Here is a 24,318-nt window from a genome sequence, read left to right as displayed (position 1 = left end):
AATGGTTCGATGATCTCCCGGCGCGCTTTTTACCTCAAGCGGTCCCGGACCCGCCCGACGGAGCGCTGGATGAGCTGCTCCAGCGCCTCCTTGCTCCGGCGCTCGTCGTCTGCCGCTTGCATGGCCTTCCGCTCCTCGACGCCGACCCTGGCCCGCTCATCATCGGCCTGAGCTTCGGCGCGCCGCGCCTCGGCCTCGGACGCCCGCGCCTCGTCGCGCGCCGTCCGAGCCTCCTCGGCCGCGGCGTGCGCCCTCTCGCTCTCGACCTCGGCCCTGTCCCTGGCCTCCTCGGCCTCCTTCTGCAGCCGCTCGGCCCGGTTCCGCTGCTCTTCCGTGCTCATCCTCGCCTGCTCGGCGGCTCGTCGAGACGCCGTCTCTCTCGCGAGCGCCTCCTCGAGGCTGCGCTCGGTCCGGCGGATGTCCGCGAGCTGCGCGCTGATGACCCGGTTCTGGCGGGCCACCGTGACGATCCCCGCGGCGGCGCCGACGACCAGGAGGGCCAGGCTCGCGATGGTTCCGACGATGAGATTGCGCTTCCGGCGCTGCGCCTGGCCGGCCAGCCTGACCACGGCGTCGAGGTAGCGCTGCTCTCGCTCGGGCAGCCGGCGCGCCGACCGCTCCGAGAAGCGGCGCGCTTCCTCCGCGAGCTTGCCGCGCCACAAGAGGTCCTCGGCGCGGCCGCTCGACTCCCACTGCCGCGCCGCCGCGCGCAGCTTGTCGAGGAACACCGAGTCTTCCTGGCTCTCGTCGAGCCAGCGCTGCAGCGTCGGCCAGCGCGCGATGAGCGACTCGTGCACGATCTCCACCTTGCTGCCGGCGTTGTCGCGCCCCGTCTCGATGGCGAGGAGCCGCGCGTCGGCCAGCAGATGGACGACGCGCTCGATCTCGTCCGGATCCCCGTCCCCTGGCAGCTCGCGGAGCTCTTCCAGGCTGGCCATGGCCCGCGTGCGCTCGGGCGTGACCAGGCGCTCGAAGATGGCTCGGCAGAGCTTCGCCTGACCGCCGCTGAGCCCGGCCCGCACCGCGTCGGCGTGGCTCGCCAGCGCTCCCGCCACGCCGCCGATGGCCTCGTAGCTCGCCCGCGTGAGGAGCCGCCGCTCGCGGTCGCGCATGTCCCACAGCCTGGCCGCAGTGAACTGCAGGATGGGGAGGGCGCCTGGGGTCGTCTCCAGCGCATCGAGGGTGCCCTCGACCATCGCCGGGTCCTCGATCTCGTACCGCGCCGCCTGGACCGGCTTCAAGAGCGCCTCGCGCAGCCCTCCCCGGCCGATGGGCGAGAGGAACACGAGGCCGCGGGTCACCCCCGCCATGAAGCGCCTGTCCTCGGCCACCCGCTCGATGAAATCCGAGCGGGTGGACAGGATGACGCGGAGGGGCGAGGAGGCGTCGTCAGCGACGCCTTCGAGGCACGAGAAGAAGGCGGCGCGCTCTCGGGCGCCGCACGAGAGGGTATAGAGCTCCTCGAACTGGTCGACGAACAGCACGATGCGCCGCTGGGTCCGGGCGGACCACGCGCGCAGCCGGGCGCCCAGGTGGCCGGGCTCGGCGCGCAGCCGCTCGGCCACCTGCCCGCGCTCGGCCACCTGCCCGCGCTCGGCCACCTGCCCGCGCTCGGCCTCACGGCCGCGCGCCGCCGGCGAGCCAACCTCGCCCTGCTCCAGGAGGGATGGATGGTCGAGCAGATCGGCGAGCGCCGCCATGGGCTCGCGCCCGGGCCGCATGACGAGCGACTCCCACCCGGCCCCCGAGCGCTTGAGCGCCGGGATGATCCCCGCCCTCACCAGCGATGATTTCCCTACCCCCGACGCGCCGACGATCGCGAGGAGCGGCTGGCTCTTCAGGCGCGCGACCATGCCGGCGATGTCGTCGTCGCGGCCGAAGAAGCGGTCCGCGTCGACCTCCTGGAACGCCGAGAGGCCGGCGAATGGGCTCTCGTCGGCGCCCAGGACGACCTCGCGGCGCCCCGGCAGGAGCGGCATGAGCTCGGCCAGGAGCTGCCGCGCCGAGGCGATGCGCTCGGATGTCCGCCTGCGCAGGCACCGCTCGATGATCGGCCCGAGCGCGCCCAGCTCGGCGCGCATCTCGCCGATCTTCCGGACGGACGCGTCGAGCGCGCCGGCCGTCATCGCCCCGTCGAACGGGCGCGCGCCGGTCACGAGCTCATAAAGCATGATCCCCACGGCCCAGATGTCCGTCGCCTGGTCGATCTCCTCTCCGGCCTGCTGCTCGGGAGACATGTAGGCCAGCGTCCCCATGACGGCCCCTTCGTGCGTCAGGGTCAGCTCGCTCCCGGGAGCAGGGCGCTCGCACGTGACGGCGGCGTCGACGTCGAGCAGCTTGGCGATGCCGAAATCGAGCACCTTGATCGCTCCGGACGGCTCCAACATGATGTTTTCCGGCTTGAGATCGCGGTGCACGATGCCGAGCTGATGGGCGCACACGAGGGCGCGCACCACGGGCACCATCAGCTCCACCGCGGCGCTCGTCGACACCGAGGTGGCCGCGACGCCCGCTGGCGCGCCCGCCGGCCTCCGCTGCGCCATCCACGCGCGGAGGCTCTGGCCCTCGATGTATTCGAGCACCATGTAAGGATACCCCTTGTGCTCGTTCACATCGTGGATGGTCACGATGTTCTCGTGCTTGCAGAGCGCAGTGGCGCGGGCCTCGACAAGGAATCGGTCGAGCCGGGAGCCGGTCAGCGTGGTGACGAGCTTGATCGCCACCAGGCGGCCCAGCCGGACGTCGCGGGCCAGAAAGACCGTGCCCATGCCCCCGCGGCCGAGCTCGCGGATGAGCTCGTAGTGACCGAGCGACGTCCCGGCGTCGATGGGCAGGTCGCGCGGCGCTCGCCGCGCAGGGTCGGTCCTGGACGCCGTGACCTCCACCGCACGGAGATCGTGGTCGGTGCTCCAGGTCGCCGACGGGTACATCCCCTCTTCTGACTCCGGACGTCCCCTCCGGCTCGGCGGCGGGGCGGCCGCCTCCTCGTCGACGGCAGAGGCGGCGGATTCGCCCACAGAAGCGAAGCGTATTTCCTTCATCGGGCTCATGACAACTCACCGCAACGACCCGACAGGCTCACGCCTGCGGGCCGGAAGCCTGGCCGGCGCGGCGGCGCCGCGGCGCGCAGAGAGGCTCCGGGTCGTCCATCGCAGCACGAAGCCAACCGAAACCAGGCATCCGCCCTCCGCCTTCACCGGCGGAACGCTGTCCGGCCGAATCGATAACTGCGGTCGCCGCGGGGATCATTGCCGTAAAAAAACACATTACCCAAAGAATCACCCCATACCATCTGGGTGGCCCCAAGTGCTCCGGAACGCATGGGCAGCCAAGATACACCGTCGAAGTGCAGCACGCCGCCGTCGACGGCGAAGACATCGTTGGGCCCGCTGCCCCACAGGCCGGTAAACACGACATCGCGCGCCGATGTCATCGCCGTCCAGGAGCTGCCGTCGAAGTGCAGGATGGCGCCCTGTTCTCCGACGGCGAAGACGTCGCTCGGTCCGCTCCCCCACACGCGGTTGAGAGGCACATGGACCGGCGATGCCATCGCCGTCCAGGAGCGGCCGTCGAAATGCAGCACGGTGCCCCGATCTCCGACGGCGAACACATCGCTCGGCCCGCTCCCCCATACGCCGTAGAGCGGCTGATCGATGCCCTCTACAGACATGCGTGTCCAGGAGCGACCGTCATAGTGCAGTACCACCGGTGGCGGCCCCCCGGCTGACGACCCCCCGACGGCGAAGACGTCGCTCGCTCCGCTTCCCCACACGCCGCCGAGATGCACATGGACCGGCGATGCCATCGCCGTCCATGAGCTGCCGTCGAAATGCAGCACGGTGCTATGCGTTCCGACGGCGAAGACGTCGCTCGCTGCGCTCCCCCACACGCCGTTGAGAACAAGCGTATCGACCGGCGATTCCATCGCCGTCCATGAGCTGCCGTCGAAATGCAGCACGGTGCCCCCCCATCCGACGGCGAAGACGTCACTCGCTCCGCTTCCCCATAGATCCACAACGTTAAAGGTCTTGGCATCGGCCGCGGCAGGCAGCTCTGTCAGGGTGATGCCATCGAAATGCAGCACGCTGCCGGAGACGGCGGCGAAGACGTCGCTCGGACCGCTGCCCCACACGGCCCTCATCTCCGCGCGGCCCGAGTCGCTGACCGACGCGAACGTCGGTGGGGTCATCTTCGTCCAGGCGCGGCCGTCGAAGTGCGCCAGGACATTTCCGACGGCGAAGACGTCGCTCGCGCTGCTGCCCCACACGCGGCGAAGTCCCATCTCGAACGTCGAAGGCATCTCTGCCCAGGAAGTTCCGTCAAAATGTAGCGCGCCCCCTTCTCCGACGGCGAAGACGTCGCTCGGACCGCTGCCCCACACGTCGCCCAGCCACCATTCGACCGGCGAGAGCATCTGTGCCCAGGAATTTCCGTCAAAATGCAGCACGGTGCCCTCCTCCCCGACGGCGAAGACGTCGATCTGGTCGCTCTCGTCGCTCGGACCGATGCCCCACACGCCGCTCAGATTCACATCGACCGGCGAAGTCATCTTCGTCCAGGAGCGGCCGTCGAAGCGGGCCAAGGTGCCCCCAGCGCCGACGGCGAAGACGTCATTCGGGCCGCTGCCCCACACGTCGTAAAGAGCCTCCTCGTAGGGCCAGGGCATCCGAGTCCATGAGTCTCCATCATAGTGCAGCACGAGGCCGTTGACTCCGGCGGCGCGGTCCTCGCGTCCGACGACGAAGACGTCGCTCGGACCGCTGCCCCACACGCCGCGCATATCTGCGCTCGTACCGACCGGTAACGAGATCAATGTCCAGACGGTGCCGTCGTAATGAATCATGGTGCCCCAGTCCCCGACGGCGTAGACGTCGCGCGCTCCGCTTCCCCACATGTCGTTGAGCGGCGCCTGTGTCGGCGCCCCCGTGAAGCGCCAATTGAAGTCGCCGCAGCCCACGACGTCCAGCGAGTCGCAGGCACGCGAGCAGGTAGGGCGGCCGAAATCGTAACGGAGATCCACGCAGGAGGCGGCCAAAGGAACGGCGGGGTCACACGTCTCCTCCTCCGCGACCTCGCCGTCGCCGCAATGAAGCCGGCAGTCCAGGCGGCACACCCCGCCCGCCGACACGTTCTGGCGATCGCTGCACACCGGCTCCCGGGGCGCGACGGCATCGGCGCCGCAGTCACACGCCTCGCCTGGGTCGCGGATCGCGTTGCCGCACACCTCCCGCTGGCAGGTCGCCCCGCACCCGTCGCCCGCCGCGACGTCGCCCTCGTCGCACCCCTCGCCGGGATCGACGATCCCGTTGCCGCACTCCTCCCGCCGGCAGGTCGCCCCGCACCCGTCGCCCGCCGCTACGTCGCCCTCGTCGCACTCCTCGCCGGGATCGACGATCCCGTTGCCGCACTCCTCCCGCTGGCAGGTCGCCCCGCACCCGTCGCCCGCCGCGACGTCGCCCTCGTCGCACCCCTCGCCGGGATCGACGATCCCGTTGCCGCACTCCTCCCGCCGGCAGGTCGCCCCGCACCCGTCGCCCGCCGCTACGTCGCCCTCGTCGCACTCCTCGCCGGGATCGACGATCCCGTTGCCACAGACGTTCAGCGGCGTATCCTGCGGCACGCACCGCGGCGCTCCATCCTTCGAATCGACGCACTGGTAATCCGCCAGGCAGTAGCCGTCCCCGCAGGGAGTGGACACGTCGCACGCGGCCGCGACGAGGAGGAGGCTCGACATCAAGAACACGCGATGATTCATGACGAGGAACTCTCCTGTCACCGTCGACAGCGACCCATTTGCCATGGATGCCCGCCTGGAAGCTAGCCCCCCATCGGCGCGTCCCGCGCGCCGTCACGTCGCATGGCTGGCACACGGGCCAGGCGCAGGGCGTCCTGAGCGCCCCTCGCCGTGGAGCGGCGGCGCCGAGCTCCGTCTACCGCGGCGGGTGCCCCCTGCACAGGGCATGCGAGCCGCGTTACGCTCCGCGGCGATCGTGGCGCCCCCTGCACCGAACACGACCCTGGACGACGCTCCCGGCCCCCCGTCGGAGCACCGCGACCTCCGGAAGCCAAGGCCCGGGCTGCTCCTGATCTTCTCGGTGGACGGCCCCCGCTGCGATGTACTCCCGCTGGAGGACGGGGAGATCGAGCTCGGGCGATGCGAGGTAGCGGGCGTGCTCCTGGACGACCAGCGGATGTCGCGCAAGCACGCGCGCGTGCGCTGGATCGAGGGCACGTGGCAGGTCGAGGATCTCGACAGCCGGAACGGCACCTGGCTCGATGGCGTCCCGCTGAGCGGCGCGCGCGCCGGCGCCGAGCTCCGGATCCTGCGCACAGGCTGGTCGGTGTTCTTGCTCCAGGCCGATGTGGAGCCGTTCCGCGCGGGGATCTCGCGCGCCGAGGGCACGATCCTCGGCCCGACCCTCGCCCGCACGTGGGATGCGATCGGTCAGGCGGCGAGCCTCGGGACGACGCTGCACATCACCGGCGAGAGCGGGACGGGCAAGGAGCACGCGGCGCGGGCCTTCCACGTCCTCGGCCCGCGGCGCGATGGGCCCTTCGTCGCCGTGAACTGCGCCGCCATCCCCGAGGTGCTCGCCGAGCGGCTGCTCTTCGGCGCGCGCAAAGGGGCGTACTCGGGCGCCTCGGACGCCGAGGGCTACGTGCAGGCAGCGCACGGCGGGGTGCTCTTTCTCGACGAGGTGGCCGAGCTCGACCTCGGGGTGCAGGCGAAGCTCCTGCGGGCGCTGGAGGCGAAGGAGGTGATCCCCCTCGGGGCCTCGCGGCCGGTGAGCGTGGATTTCGCGCTGGTCTCGGCGACCCACAAGGATTTGCGAGCCCAGATGGCCGCGGGGAAGCTGCGCGACGATCTCTTCTTCCGCATCGCGCGGCCTTCGGTCCGCATACCGCCGCTGAGCGAGCGATCGGAGGACATCCCGTGGCTCGTCGATGCGGCCCTGCGACATGCGACGTCGGCTGGCGCGCACGCCGAGGCGACCGCGCCCGCTCGGGCGCATGCGTCGCTGATCGAGGCGTGCCTCCTGCGGGCGTGGCCAGGAAACATTCGAGAGCTCACCGCAGAGATCCGGGCAGCAGCGCAGGAGGCGCAGCTTGCGGGCAGCTCGGTGGTCCACGAGCGGCACCTCTGCCCGTCGGCTGGGCGGCTGAGCGCCCCTGAGCCACCAGCGGGCATGTCCGGCGGGGTCCCGGGCGAGACCGTGAAGGACGCCGCGTGGACGCAGCGGCCGGCGGCGGAGAAGGGGCCCTCGCGGCGGGCAGCGGCGTGGCCCGCCGCGGAGGAGATCGAGGCGGCGCTGCAACGTGAAAACGGCAGCGTGATGCGCGCGGCCCGGGCGCTCGGCATGCACCGGACCCAGCTCTACCGCTGGCTCGCGCAACGCGCGGCGGGCGGGAACGAAGAAGGGTGAGGCAGCGGGCCCGCGTGCGGCGCTCGCCCGGCCGATCGGCAGAGCCGCCCTGGAGCACCGGCCGGGGTCCGACGAGGGGGCAACCGCTACCAGGGCCTGGGGAGTTGGTCGGCCATCTCCGCCGACGTCTTTCGCGCGGCGCGGACCGCCGCGAGCCAGTGGACCTGGTCCGGGTCGCCGTCCCACGGCGGCGCCTCGCGCCAGCGCGCGTCCCAGTACTCGCGCGCGGCCGCCTCGGCCGTCGCGAGCTCGCTCTCGTCCTCGGGCGCGTCCTCGACGCGATCTGCAACGAACCGCCACGGTTCCGAGTCGCGGTTGCACCGCTTCGACCAAGGGCACGCAGGCTCCCCGTCGAGGATTCCGTCGCTGCTCCGGAGATAGGCCTCGTAGGCGCTCTGCGCCATCGCGTCGCGCCGGTGGACGATGACCCAGTACGCGCACGTCTCGCGGTACACCTCGGCCCAGGCGCGATCCTCCTCGGGCACGTCCTCTCGCCAGGCGCTGACATAGAGCTCACGCAGCGCCTGTCTGATTTTCGTGCTTTCCTCCACGCCCTTGCTGTCGTGCCACTGGACCAGGAGGATTCGATTGCGCTCTGCGCTCGGTCCAGGAAGCTCCAAGCTGTTCAACGTGCCGCGCCAAAAATAGGGCGGGTCCACCAACCGAGGGATGTTCCTCTTCGTTGAGTAGGGTCTCTCGCTTCGTCCCAGCCGGAAGCCCCGCTGGAACGCGCGGAGCGCCTCGGGGCCGTGGCCCTGAGCCACATCGTCGGCCGTCAGCAGCTTCCAGAGATAGGTCCTGTCCAGGCGCGCGAGCGCCTCGGCCTCCGTGGTGGGCTTTTGCTCGAGAGCCCCATAGCCAGCAACGAACGCGCGCTTCACGGCGGCGATCAGCATCGGCCACGGCGGGGCGGCTCTGCCGTCGACCCAGTGGTTGAATTCTTTCCGGTGCGCCTCGGCCCACGCGCGATCCTCCTCCTCTGCCAGATCGTCTCGCCATGCCGCGCCGCACACCTCGCCCAGTTTCTGGAGGGAGGACTTCCATTCTCGTGGGTCCTTGGTCGTGAACATGACCGACCCATTGCCCGCCTCGCGCACGACGAGATGATGTTTCACGGTTGATCCCCACCAGGAGGGTTCGTGGGCTCTCCGCCTGTAGGAAACGAGTCGGACGGCCGGGGAGGGCATCCCCAGCCCTCCCCGGCGCCGAGCGGGCAGAGGAGCGGCGCGAACCGAGGAATAGCCCACCCTGGAGGCGGCCCCGGAAGGGTGATCATGGCTTGGATGATATCATCCGACTCGATCGCATCGATATCGACCATCTTCGGGTCCAACTTCTCGGGCTCGTACCGAAAATCCCACACATACTTGCACTCGATGTCGGTGAACTCGGGCAACAGAGCCTTGATTTCGCCCTGCGCGGAAGGCACGACGTAGCGTGCAAACTCCTCAGCGCAAAAGATGTACGACGGAAAGTCGGGCTTTTCCCTGAGACACTTGATCATATCACGAACAGTCAAAAACTGATGCGGACGGTCGTACCAACCGCTCCACAGCCCGCCCTCGTTGTCGCGGCAGATTACCTTGCCCACCTGGTCGTTCTCGTCCCTTGTCTTCAACCATTTCTTCGCCAGCTCGTGCATGGTCCAGCGCTTCATCTGCGTCAGATTGTCGTGCGGCAGCATCGCGATCTGACGTCTCAGCTCCGCGCGATCTTCTGGGTCCAGGATCGAGCAGCCGACGACGAGCGAAACGAGCACGGCGACACGCAGACGTCTCATACCCCTCCCTCCTGAGCGTGACGCACGCTACACCGCACCGCGTCGCCGGACAAGACGTCCCGGGGCCCGTACAGCGCGAGCGGCAAGACTCCCCTTGTGAGCACGGCGCCCGCAACGTCTGCCTTCGTGGTCCCCTCACATGCGGCGACGACGGCAATCAACAGGCTCAACGGCGAGCCGTAGGCCAGCGCCACCCGCGACTGGTTGCCGCGGGGACGAAATCGAAAGCCGCGCGTTCACCTGTGGAGCCGACACTCCGTATCGTGCCCCGCGAACGTTACCCTCCGAGCACCTCGTCATAGAGGTCCTCGTACGCGCGCGCCATGCGGTCGAGCCCGAACCGCTCCATCACCCGCGCGCGCCCGCGCAACCCCATCTCCGCGCGATCCTCCCGCACGGCCACCGCCTCGAGCGCGCCCGCCAGGGTCTCCGGCGCTCCAGGCGGCACCAGCATCCCTGTCTCGCCATCCACAACGATCTCCGGATTGCCCCCCACCCGCGTCGCGACGATCGGCAACCCCGCCGCCGCCGCCTCGATGAGCGTCAGCGAGATCCCCTCCGTCAACGACGCGAGCGCGAACACGTCGAACGCCGGCAAGAGCTCCGCCACGTCACCGCGCGTCCCCGTGAACGTCACCGCCCCGCCGAGCCCGAGCCGCGCCGCCTGCGCCTCGAGCGCAGGCCGCCGCGGGCCGTCGCCGATCAGCGTCAGATGCGCGCCAGGCCGCGCCGCGCGGAGCCGCGCGAAGGCGTCGAGCAGCGTCGCGTGATCCTTCTCCGGCGACAGCCGCGCGACACACCCCACGTGGTAGCCCGTCGCCGGCACCCCGAGCCGCGCGCGCGCCGCGCCCGCGTCGCCCGGCCGGAACACGTCCGTGTCCACGCCGTTCAAGATCGTCACGACCTTGGCCGGGTCGACATGCTCCACCTCGAGCGCGACCGCGCGCGTGTCGTCGCTCACCGCCACCACCCGGTCCGTGAGCGCCGCGGCCAGCCGGTTGACCAGCACCTTCCGCTTCTGCTTCGGGTAGTTGCGCCCGTGCTTCGTGTGGATGACGCGCGGCCCGCCGCCGCCAGGGAGCGCCGCCGCCCGCAGCAGGCCCGCCGCCAGCGCGCCATAGAGGTGCGGCCCCGGGTTGTGCGTGTGCACGAGCGCGATCCCCTCGCGCCGCAGCCACGCCGAGAGCCGCAACGGCAGCCCCGGGTCGAGGCCGGGCTTCCGCGAGAGCACGACGATCGGCACGCCGAGCCGCGCCAGCTCCTCCGCCAGCGCGCCGGGCTCCTGGAGCGCGCACACCACCGGCGCGAACCGGTCGCGCGCCATCCTGTCGAGCAGCCGGAGCACCACCCGCTCGAGCCCACCCACGTTGAGCGAGAGCACCACGTGGGCGACCTTCGCGGGACGGCCCGGCGCGGCGCGCGGCGCCGGCCGGACCCCGGGCGCTCCAGTCACGCCGCAGCCCCGCGGCCGAACTCGATCGGCACCTCGGTCATGGTGAAGCGGAACTTCCCCCCCGAGGTGACCGGGATGTCGCTGACGAGCTGGACCCGGATGTCCGCCCGCTCCCCGAGGAACCGGCGCAGATCGCGCTCGATGGCCTGCGACGTCTCCGGCCCGTACCCCTCGCCAGGGATGATCTTGATCGTGATCGCCCGCGTCTTGTCCTGGTGGACCTGATACCGCTCCACCGTCGGGTTGTCCTTGAAGAAGTAAGGGAAGAACACGGACGAGAGGAGCTGGCCGTCCGTCCCGACGATCATGTCGAGCACCCGCCCCTCGACCGAGGCGAGCAGCGGCAACCCGCGGCCGCACGAGCAGGCCTTGTCGGCCGCGACCACCACGTCCTCGTTCTTGTAACGGAGCAGCGGCATCGACCGGCACACGAGGTCGCTCAGGATCACCTCGCCCGGCTCGCCGGGCCGCGCGTGCCGGCCGCCGCGCACCACCTCGAGGAAGACGTTCTCGATGTTGAGGTGCTTGCCCTCGTGGCGCTCACACTCCGCGCCGATCAGCATCATCTCCCTGCACCCGTAGCGATCGTAGACCGGCGCCTGGAACGCCCGCTCGATCACCTCGCGCTGGTGAGGGAAGAGCCGCTCCGCCGTCGCGATGATCCCCCTCGGCGTGGGCAGCCGGTGCCCCGTCTCGAGCGCATAGCGCGCCGTGTAGTAGAGAGGGCTCGTGTACCCCACGACGAGGTTCGGCTCGTAGCGCCGGATCTCGTCCACCACCCCCGCGAGCCGCTCCTCCGCCAGGTTCCACGCGCTGACCGTCTTCTTCCGGATCAGCGCCTCGTGCAGCGTGCGCTTCGCCTTCTTCCAGCGGGGCTCCAGGGTCGGAATCCCCCAGATGTACAGCTCCTTGTCCCCGATCCGGCCGCCAGCCCACGCGTCGGAGCGCAGGGCCGCGGCGCTTCTACACTCGTACGTCGCGTGATCGTAAAAGAAGCGCGCCGGCTCTCCGGTCGATCCGCCCGTACCGCTCCTGAAGAGCTTGCCGCGCCACCCATCCGCGATGAGCTCGCTGCCGTGCGCGCGGAGATCGGCTTTGGTCAACACCGGAAAACGCGCGAGATCCTCGGGCGCGTGAACGTCCTTGACCCGCACCCCGTATTCGGCGAAGCGGCGCCGGTAGAAGGGCACGCTCTGCTCGGCAAAGCGGAGGGCCGCCAGCATCTTTCTCCAGTTGAGCTCCCTGAGCTCGCGCTCCGGGCGCCACTGGGACCGCTCCAGCTCCCCCAGGTAGGCCAGCGTGGCTCTCCCTCGGAGTTTCGTCTCGTAAAACGGAAAGAGCACGTTCCGAAAGAGGGTTGAATACATGGCTGCTGAGGATTCTTTCGAACCTCGGCCACACAGTCAAGCAGCCACGGCCGGGTCGCCGCTTCCCCACGCACGCCCCACCCGCGCGCGCCACCCACGCGCGCCCACCCACATGTCGCGCACGCCACGCCACCCGCGGCCACGATTGGTTACCGCGGAGATGGCGTGAGTGAACTCCTCATGACAGCGGCGCGGCGCAGCTCGATCCGCTCACCGCGGCGCGGTGACACGCGCGCCGCGCATCCCCGTCGCCCTCGCCCGCCGGCGCGGCCGGGCGAGCCGCCGCACAGGGGCTCTTCCGTCCACAGCGCGGCCGCGACTCGGCGCCTCACTGCAGCGTCGGCTCCGCTTCTTGCTGCCAGAGCGCCGCCAGCGCGAACGTCTTGGCGTTCTCCGGCACAGCCTGGCAAAAGCTCTGCCGCCGCGCCGGGTCCTGGATCCATTGCGCCCGCGCGACGAGCCGCTGCATCGCCACCGTGATCGCCTCGCGCGCCGCCTCGTGGTGGCCGTGGGCGCGGAGCGACTCGGCGTACACGAGCCGGATCTGCGCCTCGCCCTCCTCCGTCCCGCCGACCGACACGAGCAGCCCGAGCCCGCGCCGGGCCGCCTCGAGCGCCTCCGCTGCCCGGCCCTGCTCGAGCAGCACCCGCGCGCGCACCGAGAGCGCGTGCGCCTGGAGCGTCGGCACGTGCGCCAGCATCGCCACGGCCGCGCCCGCCTCGTTGTCCGCCGCGTCGAGGTCGCCGAGCCGCGTCAGGATCGCGGCGAGGTACGCCCGCGACCGCGCCTCCTGCCGCCGGTTCGCCTGCGCCACGAAGGCGTCGATCGCCTCGGCCGTGGCCGCGCGCGCCGCGCCGAGATCGCCCTGCTGGATCCAGAGCAGGCCCTGGTTCTGCTTCGCGAACGCCGCCACGTTGTAGAGCCCGAGCCGCCCCGCCTCCGCGAGCGCGTCGCGCAGCTCGGCCTCGGCGCGGCCGTAGACCCCGAGCTGGAGCAGGCAGTGCGCCGCGTTCACGCGGCTCAGGCACGCGTTCCTGAGGTCGCCTGTCTGGAGGTAGGCGGGGATGCTCTGCTCCGTGCACGCGAGCGACGCCGCAGGGTCGCCGTAGCAGAGCGCCCGCGACGCCCGGAGCGCGTGGATGCGCGCGGCCACCGCCGCGTCGCGCTCGGCGAGCGGCATCGCCACCCGGGCGAGCTCCTGCACGATCTCCTCCGCCGCGGCGTACTGGCCCCCGTGCAGGAGCGACCCGGCGATGCGCGCCAGCGCGCTCACGGAGGCGCCGGTCGCCTCCGCGACGTCGACCCACGAGCCGCGGTCCCCGCTGCCCGGGCCGGCCCCCCGGAGCTCCTCGACGAGATCCGCGAGCCGGTCGCCCATGCCGAGGCGCACGCGCATCGACGCGGCCTCCCCGGCCGCCGCGTACCAGAGCGCGCTCTTCCGGGGGAAGCCCCGCATCGCCATGACGGCGCACCGCTCGGCCTGGGAGGCCTCGCCGAGCCACTTGTGCGCCTCGGCCTGGACGAGGCGCAGCGCCGCGAAGAGCTCCCCGTCCACGTCGGCGCTCGCGGCCCCCTGCTCGGCGCGCTGGATCGCGGCGCGGAAGTCGTTCGCCCCGAGCGCCTGCTCCGCCGCGCGCCGGAACCAGACGACAGCGCGCTCGGCGTCGCCGCCGCGCTCGAAGTGGTCCGCCAGGAGCGCCGCGTCGCGCTCGCCGGCCGCGTCCAGCCACTCGCCGGCGAGCAGGTGGCCGAGCGCGCGATCCTCGTCCGTGAGCGTCGCGTACGCCGCCTCGCGCACGAGCGCGTGCCGGAACGCGTACTCGTGCTCGCTCCGGAACTTGCCCTCGCCCCGCCGCGCGATGAGCTCGCGATCGACGAGCACCGCGAGCCACCCGTCCACCTGGGGGGCGCGGCGCTCGCCGCCGAGCAGCGCCATCAGCCCGCCGCGCCAGAACTTCTGGCCGAACACGCTCGCGGCCCGGAGCACCCGCCGCGCCTCGCCGTCGAGCGACTCGAGGCGGGCCTGCACCATCGACAGCACCGTCTCGGGGAGCGCCTCGGTCCGGCCCGAGGCGGCGGCGCGGATGAGCTCTTCCAGGTAGAACGCGTTGCCCCCGGCCCGCTCGCACAGGCGCGCGCAGAGGTCGGGCGTCACGGCGTCGCCGAGCACCTCGCGCACGAGCCGCTCGCTCCCCCGCCGCCCGATCTCGCGCAGCCGGAGCTCCTGGACGCCGCGCGAGACCCACACCTTCGGGAAGACGGTCTCCACCTCCGGCCGCGCCAGCGCGAGCACCATGAGCGGCTGGTCGCGGAGCGCGAGCGCCGCGTCGATGAGCTTCACCGTGGGCACGTCGCCCCACTGGAGATCCTCGAGCACGAGGAGCACCGGCTCGGCCCGGCACTCGGCGAGCACGAAGTCCTCGAAGGCGCGGCGGATCTGGTCGCCCATGAGCATCGGGTCGCTGCGCGCGGCGCGCAGCTCCACCCGGCCCTCGTCGGAGAAGCGGATCCGCGCCACCTCGCCGAGGAACTCGGTCACGCGGTCGAGGTCGGCGCCGTTCAGGTAGCGGCCTACCCGCGCGCGCAGGCGCTGCTCCCGCACCTCCTGCGGCTCGCCGCCCGAGAGCCCGGCCTCGCGGCGGAGCATCTGGCGCAGCATCCCGAAGGGCGAGCCGGCGCTCATCGGGTCGGCGTGGCCGAGCCAGACCTGCACCCGCTCCTTGCGCTCCTCGACGCGGCGCAGAAACTCGTAGCGCAGCCGGCTCTTGCCGAGCCCCGCGGGCGCCGTGATGAGCACCGCGCGCGCGGTCGGCTCGGAGAGGCACTCGTCGAGCACGGCGTCGAGGATGGCGAGCTCGTGGTCGCGCCCCACGAACGGCGTCGTGCGCCCGAGCAGCGTCCGCGCGGCCTCGACGAGGTCGCGCTCGGCGCGGAGCACGAGGCCGGTCGCGTCGCCGCCGACCTCGAAGCGGGCGTCGAGCAGGCCGGCCATCACCTCGTCGAGGCGGATCGACCCGCCGTCGGCGCGGTCGAGCAGCCGCACGGCGCGGTCGATGGTGGGCCCCATCGGGAGCTGGTCGTCGGCGGAGCCGCGGCCGGCGACGAGCGCCATCTGCACGCCGGGCAGGAGGTCCCGCACCTCGAGCGCGCACCGCGCCGCGCGCGCGGCCTGGTCGGTGATGAGGCCGCGCCCCTCGAGGGTGATGAGCAGCAGCCCGTCCGCCAGCGTCTGCAGCGCCCCGCCGAAGCGCGACGCCACGCGCTTCACCTCGTCCTCCGGGACGGTGCGCGCGAGGGGCATCGTCATCGGGAGCGTCATCGGCATGGTGGGCCCCTGCCACGAGGGGGCCTCCGGCGCGCCCATGCGCGCGAGCATCAGGCACAGCGTGCGCCGCTCGCCGGTCGTGAGCGCGCTCGCGCGCCGGCTCGCGGGCGCGGGGGGGGTGCTCTTGATCTCGCCGACGCGGAGCAGCTCGAGGGCCACGGCGGCGCCGTTCGCGGGCCGGTCCGCCGGGATCTTGGCGAGCATGCGCGCCACGGCGATGTCGACGTTCTCGGGGACGTCGGCGCGCAGGTCGCGGAGGCGCGGCGCCTCGTCGAGCACGACGCGGAGGAGGGCCGTGTGGATGTCGTCGCCGACGAACGGCGGGCGCCCGGTGAGGCAGTGGAACAGGACGCAGCCGAGCGCGAACACGTCGGCCTGGGTGCCGACGTCGCGCTCGCCGCGCGCCTGCTCCGGCGCCATGTAGAACGGCGTGCCCATCACGACGCCGGTCATCGTGAGGGGCGCGAGCGACGTGAGGCGGGCGATGCCGAAGTCGAGCAGCTTGACCTGCTCGGCCGACTTGTCGACGAGGTACAGGTTGCTCGGCTTGAGGTCGCGGTGGACGACGTTGTGGCGGTGCGCCTCGGCGAGCGCCTCGGCGACCCGGAGGCCGAGCGTGACGCTCTCGGCGATGGTGAGCCCGCGCCGGCGCAGCCGGTCGCCGAGGCTCTCGCCCTCGAGCCACTCGAGCGCGAGCCAGGGCTCGCCGCTCTCCGTGGCGCCCTGCGCGATGTACCGGACGATGCCGGGGTGCCGCAGCTCGGCGAGCACCTGCGCCTCGCGCGCGAAGCGCTCGCCGTGCTCGAGGCCGCGGCCCGACATGACCTTGAGCGCCGCCGTCTCGCCCGTGTGCCGGTCGAGGGCGCGGTAGACGGAGCCCATCCCGCCCGACCCGGCGAGGCGCTCGATCAAGAAGCGGTCGGCGACGATGTCCCCGGGTTTCATCGGGACGGCGAGTATCACACGGAGCCCCGCGGGAGAGGCCAGATCCCGGCGACGCCCGGCGACGAACCCGCGGCAGGGCGCAGGCGAGCCGGCTCACTCCCCACGGCCAAGGTGTGATAGGGTGCGCGCTATGTCCGCGCTAGTTGTGCCCTCCGTCGAGCTGCTTTCGCCTTACGAGACGGGGAAGCCGCTCGATGAGCTCGCGCGCGAGCTCGGCGTGACGGACGCCGTGAAGCTCGCCTCGAACGAGAACCCGCTCGGCCCGAGCCCGCGCGCCCTCGAGGCGGCGCGCCGGGCGCTCGAGAGCGTGCACCTCTACCCGGACGGGGCGGCCTACCGGCTGCGCGAGCGGCTCGCGGCGGTCCACGGCGTCACGATGGAGGAGATCGTCCAGGGAAACGGCTCGAACGAGCTGCTCGACCTGATCGTGCACGCCTTCGCGACGCCCGGCTCGCACATCGTGTTCGCCGACCCGGCCTTCGTCGTCTACAAGCTCGCCGCGCTCGCCTACGGCGTCCCGTTCACGGCCGTGCCGCTGCGCGACCTGCGGCACGACCTCGAGGCCATGGCCGCGGCCGTCACGCCGAAGACGCGGCTCCTGTTCATCGCGAACCCGAACAACCCGACGGGCACGCACGTGGGCCGCGCCGCTGTCGAGCGCCTGCTCAGGGAGCTCCCGCCCGAGGTGATCGTGGTCATGGACGAGGCGTACATCGAGTACACGGACGCGCCGGACTTCCCGGACTCCATGCGCCTCCGCGGGCTCCGCGAGCGACTGCTCGTGCTCCGCACCTTCTCGAAGATCTACGGCCTGGCGGGCTTCCGCGTCGGCTACGCCGTGGGCCCGGTTCAGCTCATCGACTACCTGAACCGGGTGCGCGCGCCGTTCAACGTGAGCGCGCTGGCGCAGGCGGCCGCCGTCGCGGCGCTCGACGACGCCGAGCACGTCGAGAAGAGCCGCGCGCTGAACCTCCGCGAGCGCGACCGGCTCACGCGCGAGCTCACGCGGCTCGGGCTGTCGGTGGCGCCGAGCCAGGCGAACTTCGTGCTCGTGGACGTCGGGCGGCCGGCGCGCCCTGTGTACGACGCCCTGCTCCGGAAGGGCGTCATCGTGCGGCCCTTCGGCAACCTGCCGACCAGCCTTCGGGTCACCATCGGCACCGAGCGCGAGAACCAGCGATTCCTCGACAGCCTGTCCGAAGTGCTGGCCTGACCCGGCGAGCGGCGCGCTACCAGCGCCTCGCCTCCGGCGGCGCGCAGCCCACCGCGGCGCGCAGCATGCCGCCGAGGCGCAGCGGCACGAGCGTGATGAGCTCGCGCTCCTCCACGGCGCCGGGGCGCGCCGATGGGCTCTCGTAGACGTGCAGGAAGTCGCAGCCGCCCGCCGGCTCGGCCGCCGTCTGCCCGACCTCGAAGACGAACGGGCTACCACGATCGTTCACCTCCGGATCGAACGAGGAGGCGAGCCTGGACATGAGCTCGTCCGCGCCCTCCGGCGGGCTCGTGCGCGCGATGTCGACGAAGCGCGAGAACAGCGCATAGCTCGACGGGTGAGCCACCGAGCAAAGGCAAAACACGGGTCGACCCGGGTGGGCGAGCATGTACCGGATCAGGCGCAAAAGGACGTGGCGGAGGACGCCATCGTCGCCGACGTGCTCGCCGAGCGCCCCGGACTCGCCGCGGAAGATCGCGATCTGCGCGCCGGAGGGCTCCGGATCCATGATCTGAACCGCGAAATAGCCGGTGATCTGGCCGTCAGCGCCCCTCTGGACCACGACGGCGCCGTGCTCCGCGCCAGCGTCGATGACGTGGGTGGCGAAGCTCTTCTCCCGCTGCGCGCCCTCGAAGATCACGCGGCGTAAGCCATAGAGCTCGTCGATGAGGCGCAGCCTCTGATCCGGCGACATCTCACGTGGAACGAGAACCTCGACGGAGGTCTGGTCTTTCATCGAATCCTCCATGCCTGCCCATCCCGATCGACCACCTCGGCCGCGGGACGGCGGTCCGCTGGGCGCCGCCAGCGTCGTTCATGCGGCCGGCGCCGGCGCCATCAGCGCCATCAGCGCCATCAGCGCCATCCCATTCAGCAATGGTGGTGCCACCGGTGCGAGGCGCGGCGATGACGCCACAGCTGTCCCGCATCGTCGGCGTCCGAGCCGCGCGCGGCGCGGCGGCGCGCCCGCACGAGCTCGGCGACGCGGCGGATTCAGGCGTCCATCGCTGTACAGCGGCTGCGTTCGCCGGAACGCACTGCGGAGCGGGTGAGGCCGTCGGGCATCAGGCCGGCAGGCATCAGCCCGCGCCGCCGCCGAGGCGCGGCCCCGGCGTGAAGCGGATCGGCAGGCGGGTCGGGCCGTGCACGTGGATCGCCCGGCGCGGCTCCCACGGCGCGTCGCTCGCGAGCTCGAGGCCGCCGAGCCGCGCGACGAGATCCGCCAGCGCCACCCTGGCCTCGAGGCGCGAGAGCGGCGCCCCAATACAGAAGTGAATGCCGTGCCCGAACGCGATGTGCGGGTTGGGATCGCGCGCGATGTTGAAGCGGTCAGGGTCGCGAAATTGCTCTGGATCTCGGTTGGCGGAGCCGATCATCGCCAGCACCGCCTTGCCGGCCGGGATCACCTGGCCGTGCATCGGGACATCGCGCCTCGTCACGCGGAACATCGCCTGGACCGGCGAGCGGTAGCGCAGGACCTCCTCGATCGCGGAGGGCAGCAGATCGGGCGCGGCCCGGAGGCGGGCGAGCTCGTCCGGGTTCTCGAGGAAACACAGCATCGCATTGCCGATCAGGTTCGTCGTCGTCTCGTGGCCGGCCACGAGGAGGAGCTGGAAGAAGCCCAGGATCTCGTCCTCGTTCAGCCGCTCTCCGTCCACCTCGGCCTCGACGAGCCTGGTCAGGAGGTCATCCTCCGGCGCCGCCCGCCGCTGCTCGATGAGGCCCCTCAGGTAGGCCTGCATCTCGGCCGTCACCGCGGTGAACGCGTCGAGCGCGCGGACCGCCTCCTCGCTGCCGGAGACGGTATGGCTGAGGTCCAGGATCGCGTCGCTCCAGCGCTTGAACCGCGGCTGGTCCGCGATCGGGGCGCCGAGCATCTCGGCGATCACCAGGAGGGGGAGCGGGACCGCGTAGTCCTCGGCGACGTCCATCTGGCCGCTCTCGATCGTCCGGTCCAGGAGCTCGCGCGACAGCCGGCGGATGCGCGGCTCGAGCCCCGCGACCGCGCGCGGGGTGAAGGCCCGTGTGATGAGGGCGCGCAGCTTGGTGTGGCGCGGAGGGTCCGAGAAGACGAGCCACTCGGCGGTCCTGGTGCCCGGCGGCGACACGACCGAGCTGAACGCCTCGTGATCGTGGAGCGCCCGCTTCACGCCGTCGTGATCGAAGATCATCCACGCGTCGGACGGCGGGTAGTGGAGCACGGGAGTGCGGCTCCGGAGCTGGTCGTACGCGGGGTAAGGGTTTCGGCGCATCTCTTCCGAGAACAGGTTCATCGCTCACCACCTCCAGCGGTGGCCAGGGTAGGATCAGGCGACGTGGGCCGCTTGAACGAATCCCGGATCAGCGCCGTGCTCGCGGACGCCTTCGCGGTGCGCGCCTCGACGGCGATGGGGTCGACCCTCCACGCAGAGCACGGCGCGGCGATCCTGGTGGGGCTCGAGCGCGAGGTGACCGTGACCGAGCCGGGCGGCGCGGTCGTGCGCGGGCGCGCGGTCGTGGTGCCCCCCGACCTGTGGCACGCCGCCGCGAGCCCCGGGCCGACGCTCGGGTTCCTGTACGACCCCGAGGCGATGCCGCAGGTGGCGGGTTACGCGCGCCTGCGCGGCGGCCCCTGTCCACTCGAAGGCCGGCTCCTCGCGCGCCTCGACGGGGCCCTTTCGGCGCACCGCGCGTCCCTGTCGCGCCCCGACGTGCTCGGCGGCCTCGCGCGCGAGGTCGCGTCCTGGCTCGCGCGGGAGTCGCCGCGCGTCGCCCTGGATGGGCGGGTCGCCCGCGTCCTCGAGGCCCTGCGCGATCCGGCCGCGGACCGGCGCCTCGCGGTCTCGCGCGCCGGGGTCTCCGAGGCGCACCTGCAGGCGCTGTTCGTGCGCGACGTGGGGCTGCCCATCCGCACCTTCCAGCTCTGGCGCCGGCTGCTCGCGGCGCTCCTGGCGTTCGCGCGCCTCGACGCGACCGGCGCCGCCCACGCCGCGGGGTTCGCCGATCTGGCGCACTTCTCGCGGACCTGCCGCCGCATGCTCGGCTATTCCCCGAGCGAGCTGCGCGGCGGGCTCATGAAATAGCCCTCACCGCGCTTCACCGGGCGAGCTGTCGCCGGCGGCCGCCGTGATTGACGTGGAGCTGCCCAGCCGGCAGCGTGTCGGCCTCCCGAGGAGACGACGTCATGACGATGGATATCGCCGCGCTGCGCCGCGACACCCCGGCCTGCGCCAGCGTCCTTCACTTCAACAACGCGGGTTCCTCGCTGCCTCCGGCCGTGGTGGTCGACACGGTGGTCGAGCACCTGCGCCGCGAGGCGACCGTCGGCGGCTACGAGGCCGAGGCGGAGGCGGGCGAGCGGATCGAGGCGGTCTACGGCGCGATCGCCCGGCTGATCGGCGCTTCGCCCGGCGAGATCGCGCTCGTCGAGAACGCCACGCGCGCCTGGGACATGGCGTTTTACTCGCTCCGCTTCGGCCCTGGCGATCGCATCCTGACCGCGCGGACCGAGTACGCCTCGAACTACATCGCGTTCCTGCAGGTCGCGCGGCGCACCGGCGCGGAGATCGTCCCCATCCCGAGCGACGAGCGCGGCGCCGTGTCGCTGCCCGCGCTCGATCGCCTGCTCGACGGGCGGGTCAAGCTGATCGCCATCACCCATGTCCCCACGAACGGCGGGCTGGTCAACCCGGCGGAGGAGATCGGCCGCCGCGCCCGGTCGGCCGGCGTGCCCTTCCTGCTCGATGCCTGCCAGTCGGTGGGCCAGCTGCCGATCGACGTCGAGGCCATCGGCTGCGATCTCCTGTCGGCGACGGGGCGCAAGTACCTGCGCGGGCCGCGCGGCACCGGCTTTCTCTATGTCCGGCGCGCGCTGCTCGACCGGCTGGAGCCGCCGTTCCTCGATCTCCACGCGGCGCGCTGGACGGCGCCGGATCGCTACGAGCTGCGGCCCGACGCCCGGCGGTTCGAGAACTGGGAGAGTTATGTCGCCGGCCGGCTCGGGCTCGGCGCGGCCGCGGAGTATGCGCTCCGGCTGGGCCTGCCGGCGATCCGCGACCGGGTGGGTGCGCTGGCCGAGCGCCTGCGCGCGCGGCTCTCCGAGCTCCCTGGCGTCACCGTGCGCGACCTCGGCGAGCAGCGCTGCGGCATCGTGACCTTCACCCGGGCCGGCGAGGACGCCGCGGCCATCAAGGAGCGGCTCGGCGCGCAGGCGATCCACGTCAGCGTGTCGACCGCCGCCGGGACGCTGCTCGACTTCGAGGATCGCGGGATTCCCGATCTGGTGCGCGCCTCGGTCCATTATTACAACGACGAATCCGAGATCGACCGCTTCGTCGCCGCGCTCGCCGCGGCCTGAGCGAGGGGGAGGCTCGGGGCGGTCCTTCGCGCGGCCTCCGCGAGGGGGACGCGGCCCGCGATCAGCCAGCGCGCGGCGCGCCGCCGCCGAGCGCCTCCGCCAGGGCCTCGAGGACGCCCTCCAGCCGCGGGGCCGCGCCGCGGATCGCGCGAAAGAAGGTCACCACATCGCGCGCGAGCAAGAGCGGAGGGGTGCCATAGGACTCGTCCGTCAGGTAGATCTCCGCCGTTCCGACGCGGAACGCGAGATACAGGTTCACGGTGAACTCGACGCCGCGCTCGGACTCCCTGGGCAGCATGCGCTCTGGCAGCCGTGCAAGCACGAGGAGCTGCATCTCGCCCATCGCGCTCGACGAGCTCGATTTGCGGACGGCGCTCGCCCAGGCGAGCGGCGACACGAGGACAAGCGCCCCCGGCGGGAGAGCGGCGGGCCACGGCACCCGGGACGGCGGAGAGGCCGAATCAAGGAGCGCCAGGCCGTCGATGGCGGCGTAGAGCGCCTCGATCTGCGGGTGAAATGCCCCGTGGCGCGCCTCGACCTCGGCCACGTCGCGAAGGCGATCCGGAGAGGGGGTCTTCACCGCGACGGAGCGTCCGGCGCACGGCGAGGAGGCGTCGCGCCGCGCGATGGCGCCACGGAGCGTGTCGCCGAGCCGGTCGTCCGCGGGCGCCGCGCCCGGCCCGCCCGCGCGCGCCGCGGCGTGGCGCGGGTCGAGGCAGGCGTCGATGAGCCCCGCGAGCGCCTCGTCGACGCCCGCGTCGGCGCGGAGGGGGCCGCGGTCGAGGAACGGCGTGTAGCGGAGCGCGGCGGCGATGCGGGCGACCTCCTGGCGCCCGCGCGCGCCATAACGCCGCTCGAAGTACGCGCGCCAGGCCAGCGCCGCGTCCGTGAGCGCCGGGAGCGCGGCGCGCACGACCGCATCGGCGTGCTCGCCGGAGAGCACCCACCCGAACACCATCCCGCCGCCGCGCTCCACTGCGATGAGGCCCTTCAGCACCGAAGTGAAGTTCGCCTGCGCTTCTGTGAACGAGAGCGCGTCGTCCGGCTGATGGCGCGCCATGGCCTCGAAGAACCACGCAAGCAGACGTCCCTCGCCGCCCATGGTGCCTGTCAGTCTACCCTTTCGAGGCCCGGGAGGCTCTCGGCGCGGCTAGCCTGATACCCTCTTTCACGGCTGTCCTGTCCGCAGCGAAGGCGGCAGCACCTCGTTCAGGCGTGCGACGTCGCGCGCCATCTCGAGGCGGCGCGCCTCCTTGTCCACCTGTGACGGGAACGGTATCGCGGCGAACGCCGCCGTGGCGGCCTCGGCCACGCGCGCCGCGCCCTCGCGGCCGAGGAGGCCGCGCTCGAGGGCCGTGAGCGCGGCGCCGATGTAGGTATCGAACAGGTGCACGCCCGAGGCCGCGAGCTCCCTCCGCGCGAGATCGGGCGTGGCGACCACGTCGTGAATGAACACCGCCTTCACCGCCCCCGGCGCGAGCTCGAGCATGCGCTGGCCGAAGTGGATATCACCCTGCCCGCTGTCACCGATGAAGACGAAATCGTACTCCGGGTACAGCCGCCGGTACTCGAGGAAGTTCTCGAGCTTCTTCTCCGCGATCGTGCGGTTGCCGATGAGGCGCGTGAACGAGCCCGCGAGCACGGTCGCGGTGAGCTGACCGCGCTCGGCGAGCGCCTTGATCGTCGCGTCCTCCACGAGGCCGAGGCGGTCGCCGGGGCGGGCGGTGACGAAGGTCAGATCGCCGGCCCGCCCGGGCACGGGGCCAGGGCCGCGGTCGAGCTCCGCATAGAACTGCAGGACGCCGGGATAGACGGTCTTCTTCGGGTACCGGGCGTCCTTCCAGTTCGCATAGAACGTATCGTCGATATCGGACAGGATCTTCACCTCGCGCACCAAGACCGAGCCAGACGCCGAGACCGCCTCTCGCGCGAAGTGCGCGAGCAGCTCCTCCCGCAGGGAGTCGTCGTCGATATCGTGGTAGAAGAGCTGGTGAAGGTCGCGGTAGCCTCCCCGGCCGTCGAGCGCGTTCTTGAGCCGCGTGACGTCGGCGCCGCGCGTGCCGAGCCAGAGGCGGCGCAGCGCCTGCTCGTCGAGGCTACCGGTCCGGCCGCGCTGCAGCGCCGAGGCGAGCGCCGCGCGGGCCGGGATCCCGAGGTCGCCGAGGCGCTCGGCGGTCAGGAGATCGAGCAGCGCCGTGCGGTTGTCGGGGCCGATGAGGCGATCGTCGATGTCTCCGAGCAGCGCCGGCAGATCGAGCTGGAGGAGCAGCTGATCGAGCTCGACGGCGGTCGAGCCCGCGAGGATCTCCAGGATCCGTCGCTCGTCGTCCCGATCGGTGTGGGAGGCCATGCGCTGCCGGATCTCGTCGAGCTTCGACAGCACCGACGGGATGGGCGCCTCGGGAGAGGTGTCGATCGTCATGGGGTCCTGACAACGTAACCGATCCGGCGGGCGCTGGTAGTCTCGGCCAGCTC

The 24,318-nt window shown here is 71.9% G+C and carries 15 protein-coding genes; 4 read left to right on the top strand and 11 right to left on the bottom strand.

From position 1 onward, the window contains the following. Window positions 1-29 precede the first annotated feature (29 nt). Window positions 30-2,930, bottom strand: a complete 2,901-nt coding sequence (locus tag WMF22_RS48865; RefSeq protein WP_438037343.1) for an nSTAND1 domain-containing NTPase — start codon at window positions 2,928-2,930, stop codon at window positions 30-32. Window positions 2,931-3,193: 263 nt separating this feature from the next. Beyond that, window positions 3,194-5,800, bottom strand: a complete 2,607-nt coding sequence (locus WMF22_RS48860) for a glucosyltransferase-I (protein ID WP_438034211.1) — start codon at window positions 5,798-5,800, stop codon at window positions 3,194-3,196. 190 nt (window positions 5,801-5,990) lie between these two features. Between WMF22_RS48860 and WMF22_RS48855 the strand changes: the two genes are divergently transcribed. Then, complete coding sequence (locus tag WMF22_RS48855) at window positions 5,991-7,424, top strand: sigma 54-interacting transcriptional regulator (protein WP_438034210.1); 1,434 nt, start codon at window positions 5,991-5,993, stop codon at window positions 7,422-7,424. A gap of 86 nt (window positions 7,425-7,510) precedes the next feature. Here the strand turns inward: WMF22_RS48855 and WMF22_RS48850 are convergent, their stop codons facing one another. The 5 genes from WMF22_RS48850 to WMF22_RS48830 form a co-directional block, all read right to left on the bottom strand. Further along, window positions 7,511-8,539 carry a hypothetical protein gene (locus WMF22_RS48850; protein ID WP_438034209.1) on the bottom strand — a complete coding sequence of 343 codons (1,029 nt, stop codon included), beginning with the start codon at window positions 8,537-8,539 and terminating at the stop codon, window positions 7,511-7,513. Further along, window positions 8,536-9,204, bottom strand: coding sequence for a hypothetical protein (locus WMF22_RS48845; protein ID WP_437296686.1), 669 nt, complete (start codon window positions 9,202-9,204; stop codon window positions 8,536-8,538). Before WMF22_RS48845 ends, WMF22_RS48850 begins: the two co-directional genes overlap by 4 nt. A 277-nt stretch (window positions 9,205-9,481) precedes the next feature. Further along, window positions 9,482-10,657: a glycosyltransferase family 4 protein gene (locus WMF22_RS48840; RefSeq protein ID WP_437296685.1), complete on the bottom strand. Its 1,176-nt coding sequence runs from the start codon at window positions 10,655-10,657 to the stop codon at window positions 9,482-9,484. Next, window positions 10,654-12,024 (bottom strand): phenylacetate--CoA ligase family protein, encoded by a 1,371-nt coding sequence (locus WMF22_RS48835; protein ID WP_437296684.1) that lies wholly within the window; start codon window positions 12,022-12,024, stop codon window positions 10,654-10,656. Before WMF22_RS48835 ends, WMF22_RS48840 begins: the two co-directional genes overlap by 4 nt. Window positions 12,025-12,352: 328 nt before the next feature. Next, window positions 12,353-16,294, bottom strand: coding sequence for a protein kinase domain-containing protein (locus tag WMF22_RS48830; protein ID WP_438034208.1), 3,942 nt, complete (start codon window positions 16,292-16,294; stop codon window positions 12,353-12,355). A 130-nt stretch (window positions 16,295-16,424) separates the two neighbouring features. On the opposite strand from WMF22_RS48830, the gene hisC reads away from it, so the two are divergent. Next, a complete protein-coding gene (gene hisC, locus WMF22_RS48825) occupies window positions 16,425-17,507 on the top strand; it encodes a histidinol-phosphate transaminase (protein WP_438034207.1) in 1,083 nt (360 codons plus the stop codon). A gap of 16 nt (window positions 17,508-17,523) precedes the next feature. On the opposite strand, the gene WMF22_RS48820 is transcribed toward hisC, so the two are convergent. Next, window positions 17,524-18,243, bottom strand: a complete 720-nt coding sequence (locus tag WMF22_RS48820; protein ID WP_438034206.1) for a hypothetical protein — start codon at window positions 18,241-18,243, stop codon at window positions 17,524-17,526. 343 nt (window positions 18,244-18,586) lie between these two features. Next, window positions 18,587-19,780, bottom strand: a complete 1,194-nt coding sequence (locus WMF22_RS48815; protein WP_438034205.1) for a cytochrome P450 — start codon at window positions 19,778-19,780, stop codon at window positions 18,587-18,589. A gap of 42 nt (window positions 19,781-19,822) precedes the next feature. Between WMF22_RS48815 and WMF22_RS48810 the strand changes: the two genes are divergently transcribed. After that, window positions 19,823-20,569, top strand: a complete 747-nt coding sequence (locus WMF22_RS48810; RefSeq protein ID WP_437296677.1) for a helix-turn-helix domain-containing protein — start codon at window positions 19,823-19,825, stop codon at window positions 20,567-20,569. Window positions 20,570-20,670: 101 nt separating this feature from the next. Next, complete coding sequence (locus tag WMF22_RS48805; protein ID WP_437296676.1) at window positions 20,671-21,843, top strand: aminotransferase class V-fold PLP-dependent enzyme; 1,173 nt, start codon at window positions 20,671-20,673, stop codon at window positions 21,841-21,843. A 61-nt stretch (window positions 21,844-21,904) separates the two neighbouring features. Here the strand turns inward: WMF22_RS48805 and WMF22_RS48800 are convergent, their stop codons facing one another. After that, window positions 21,905-22,945 (bottom strand): hypothetical protein, encoded by a 1,041-nt coding sequence (locus tag WMF22_RS48800; protein WP_438034204.1) that lies wholly within the window; start codon window positions 22,943-22,945, stop codon window positions 21,905-21,907. 66 nt (window positions 22,946-23,011) lie between these two features. Then, on the bottom strand, window positions 23,012-24,265 hold the full coding sequence (locus WMF22_RS48795) for a phosphatase domain-containing protein (RefSeq protein WP_438034203.1): 1,254 nt from the start codon (window positions 24,263-24,265) through the stop codon (window positions 23,012-23,014). Window positions 24,266-24,318 lie beyond the last annotated feature (53 nt).

The sequence above is a fragment of the Sorangium sp. So ce204 genome (assembly GCF_051526795.1).
GTDB lineage: Bacteria > Myxococcota_A > Polyangia > Polyangiales > Polyangiaceae > Sorangium > Sorangium cellulosum_B.
The sequence above is the reverse complement of the archived record's forward strand: the minus strand, read 5'-3'. Positions and strand labels throughout refer to the sequence as shown.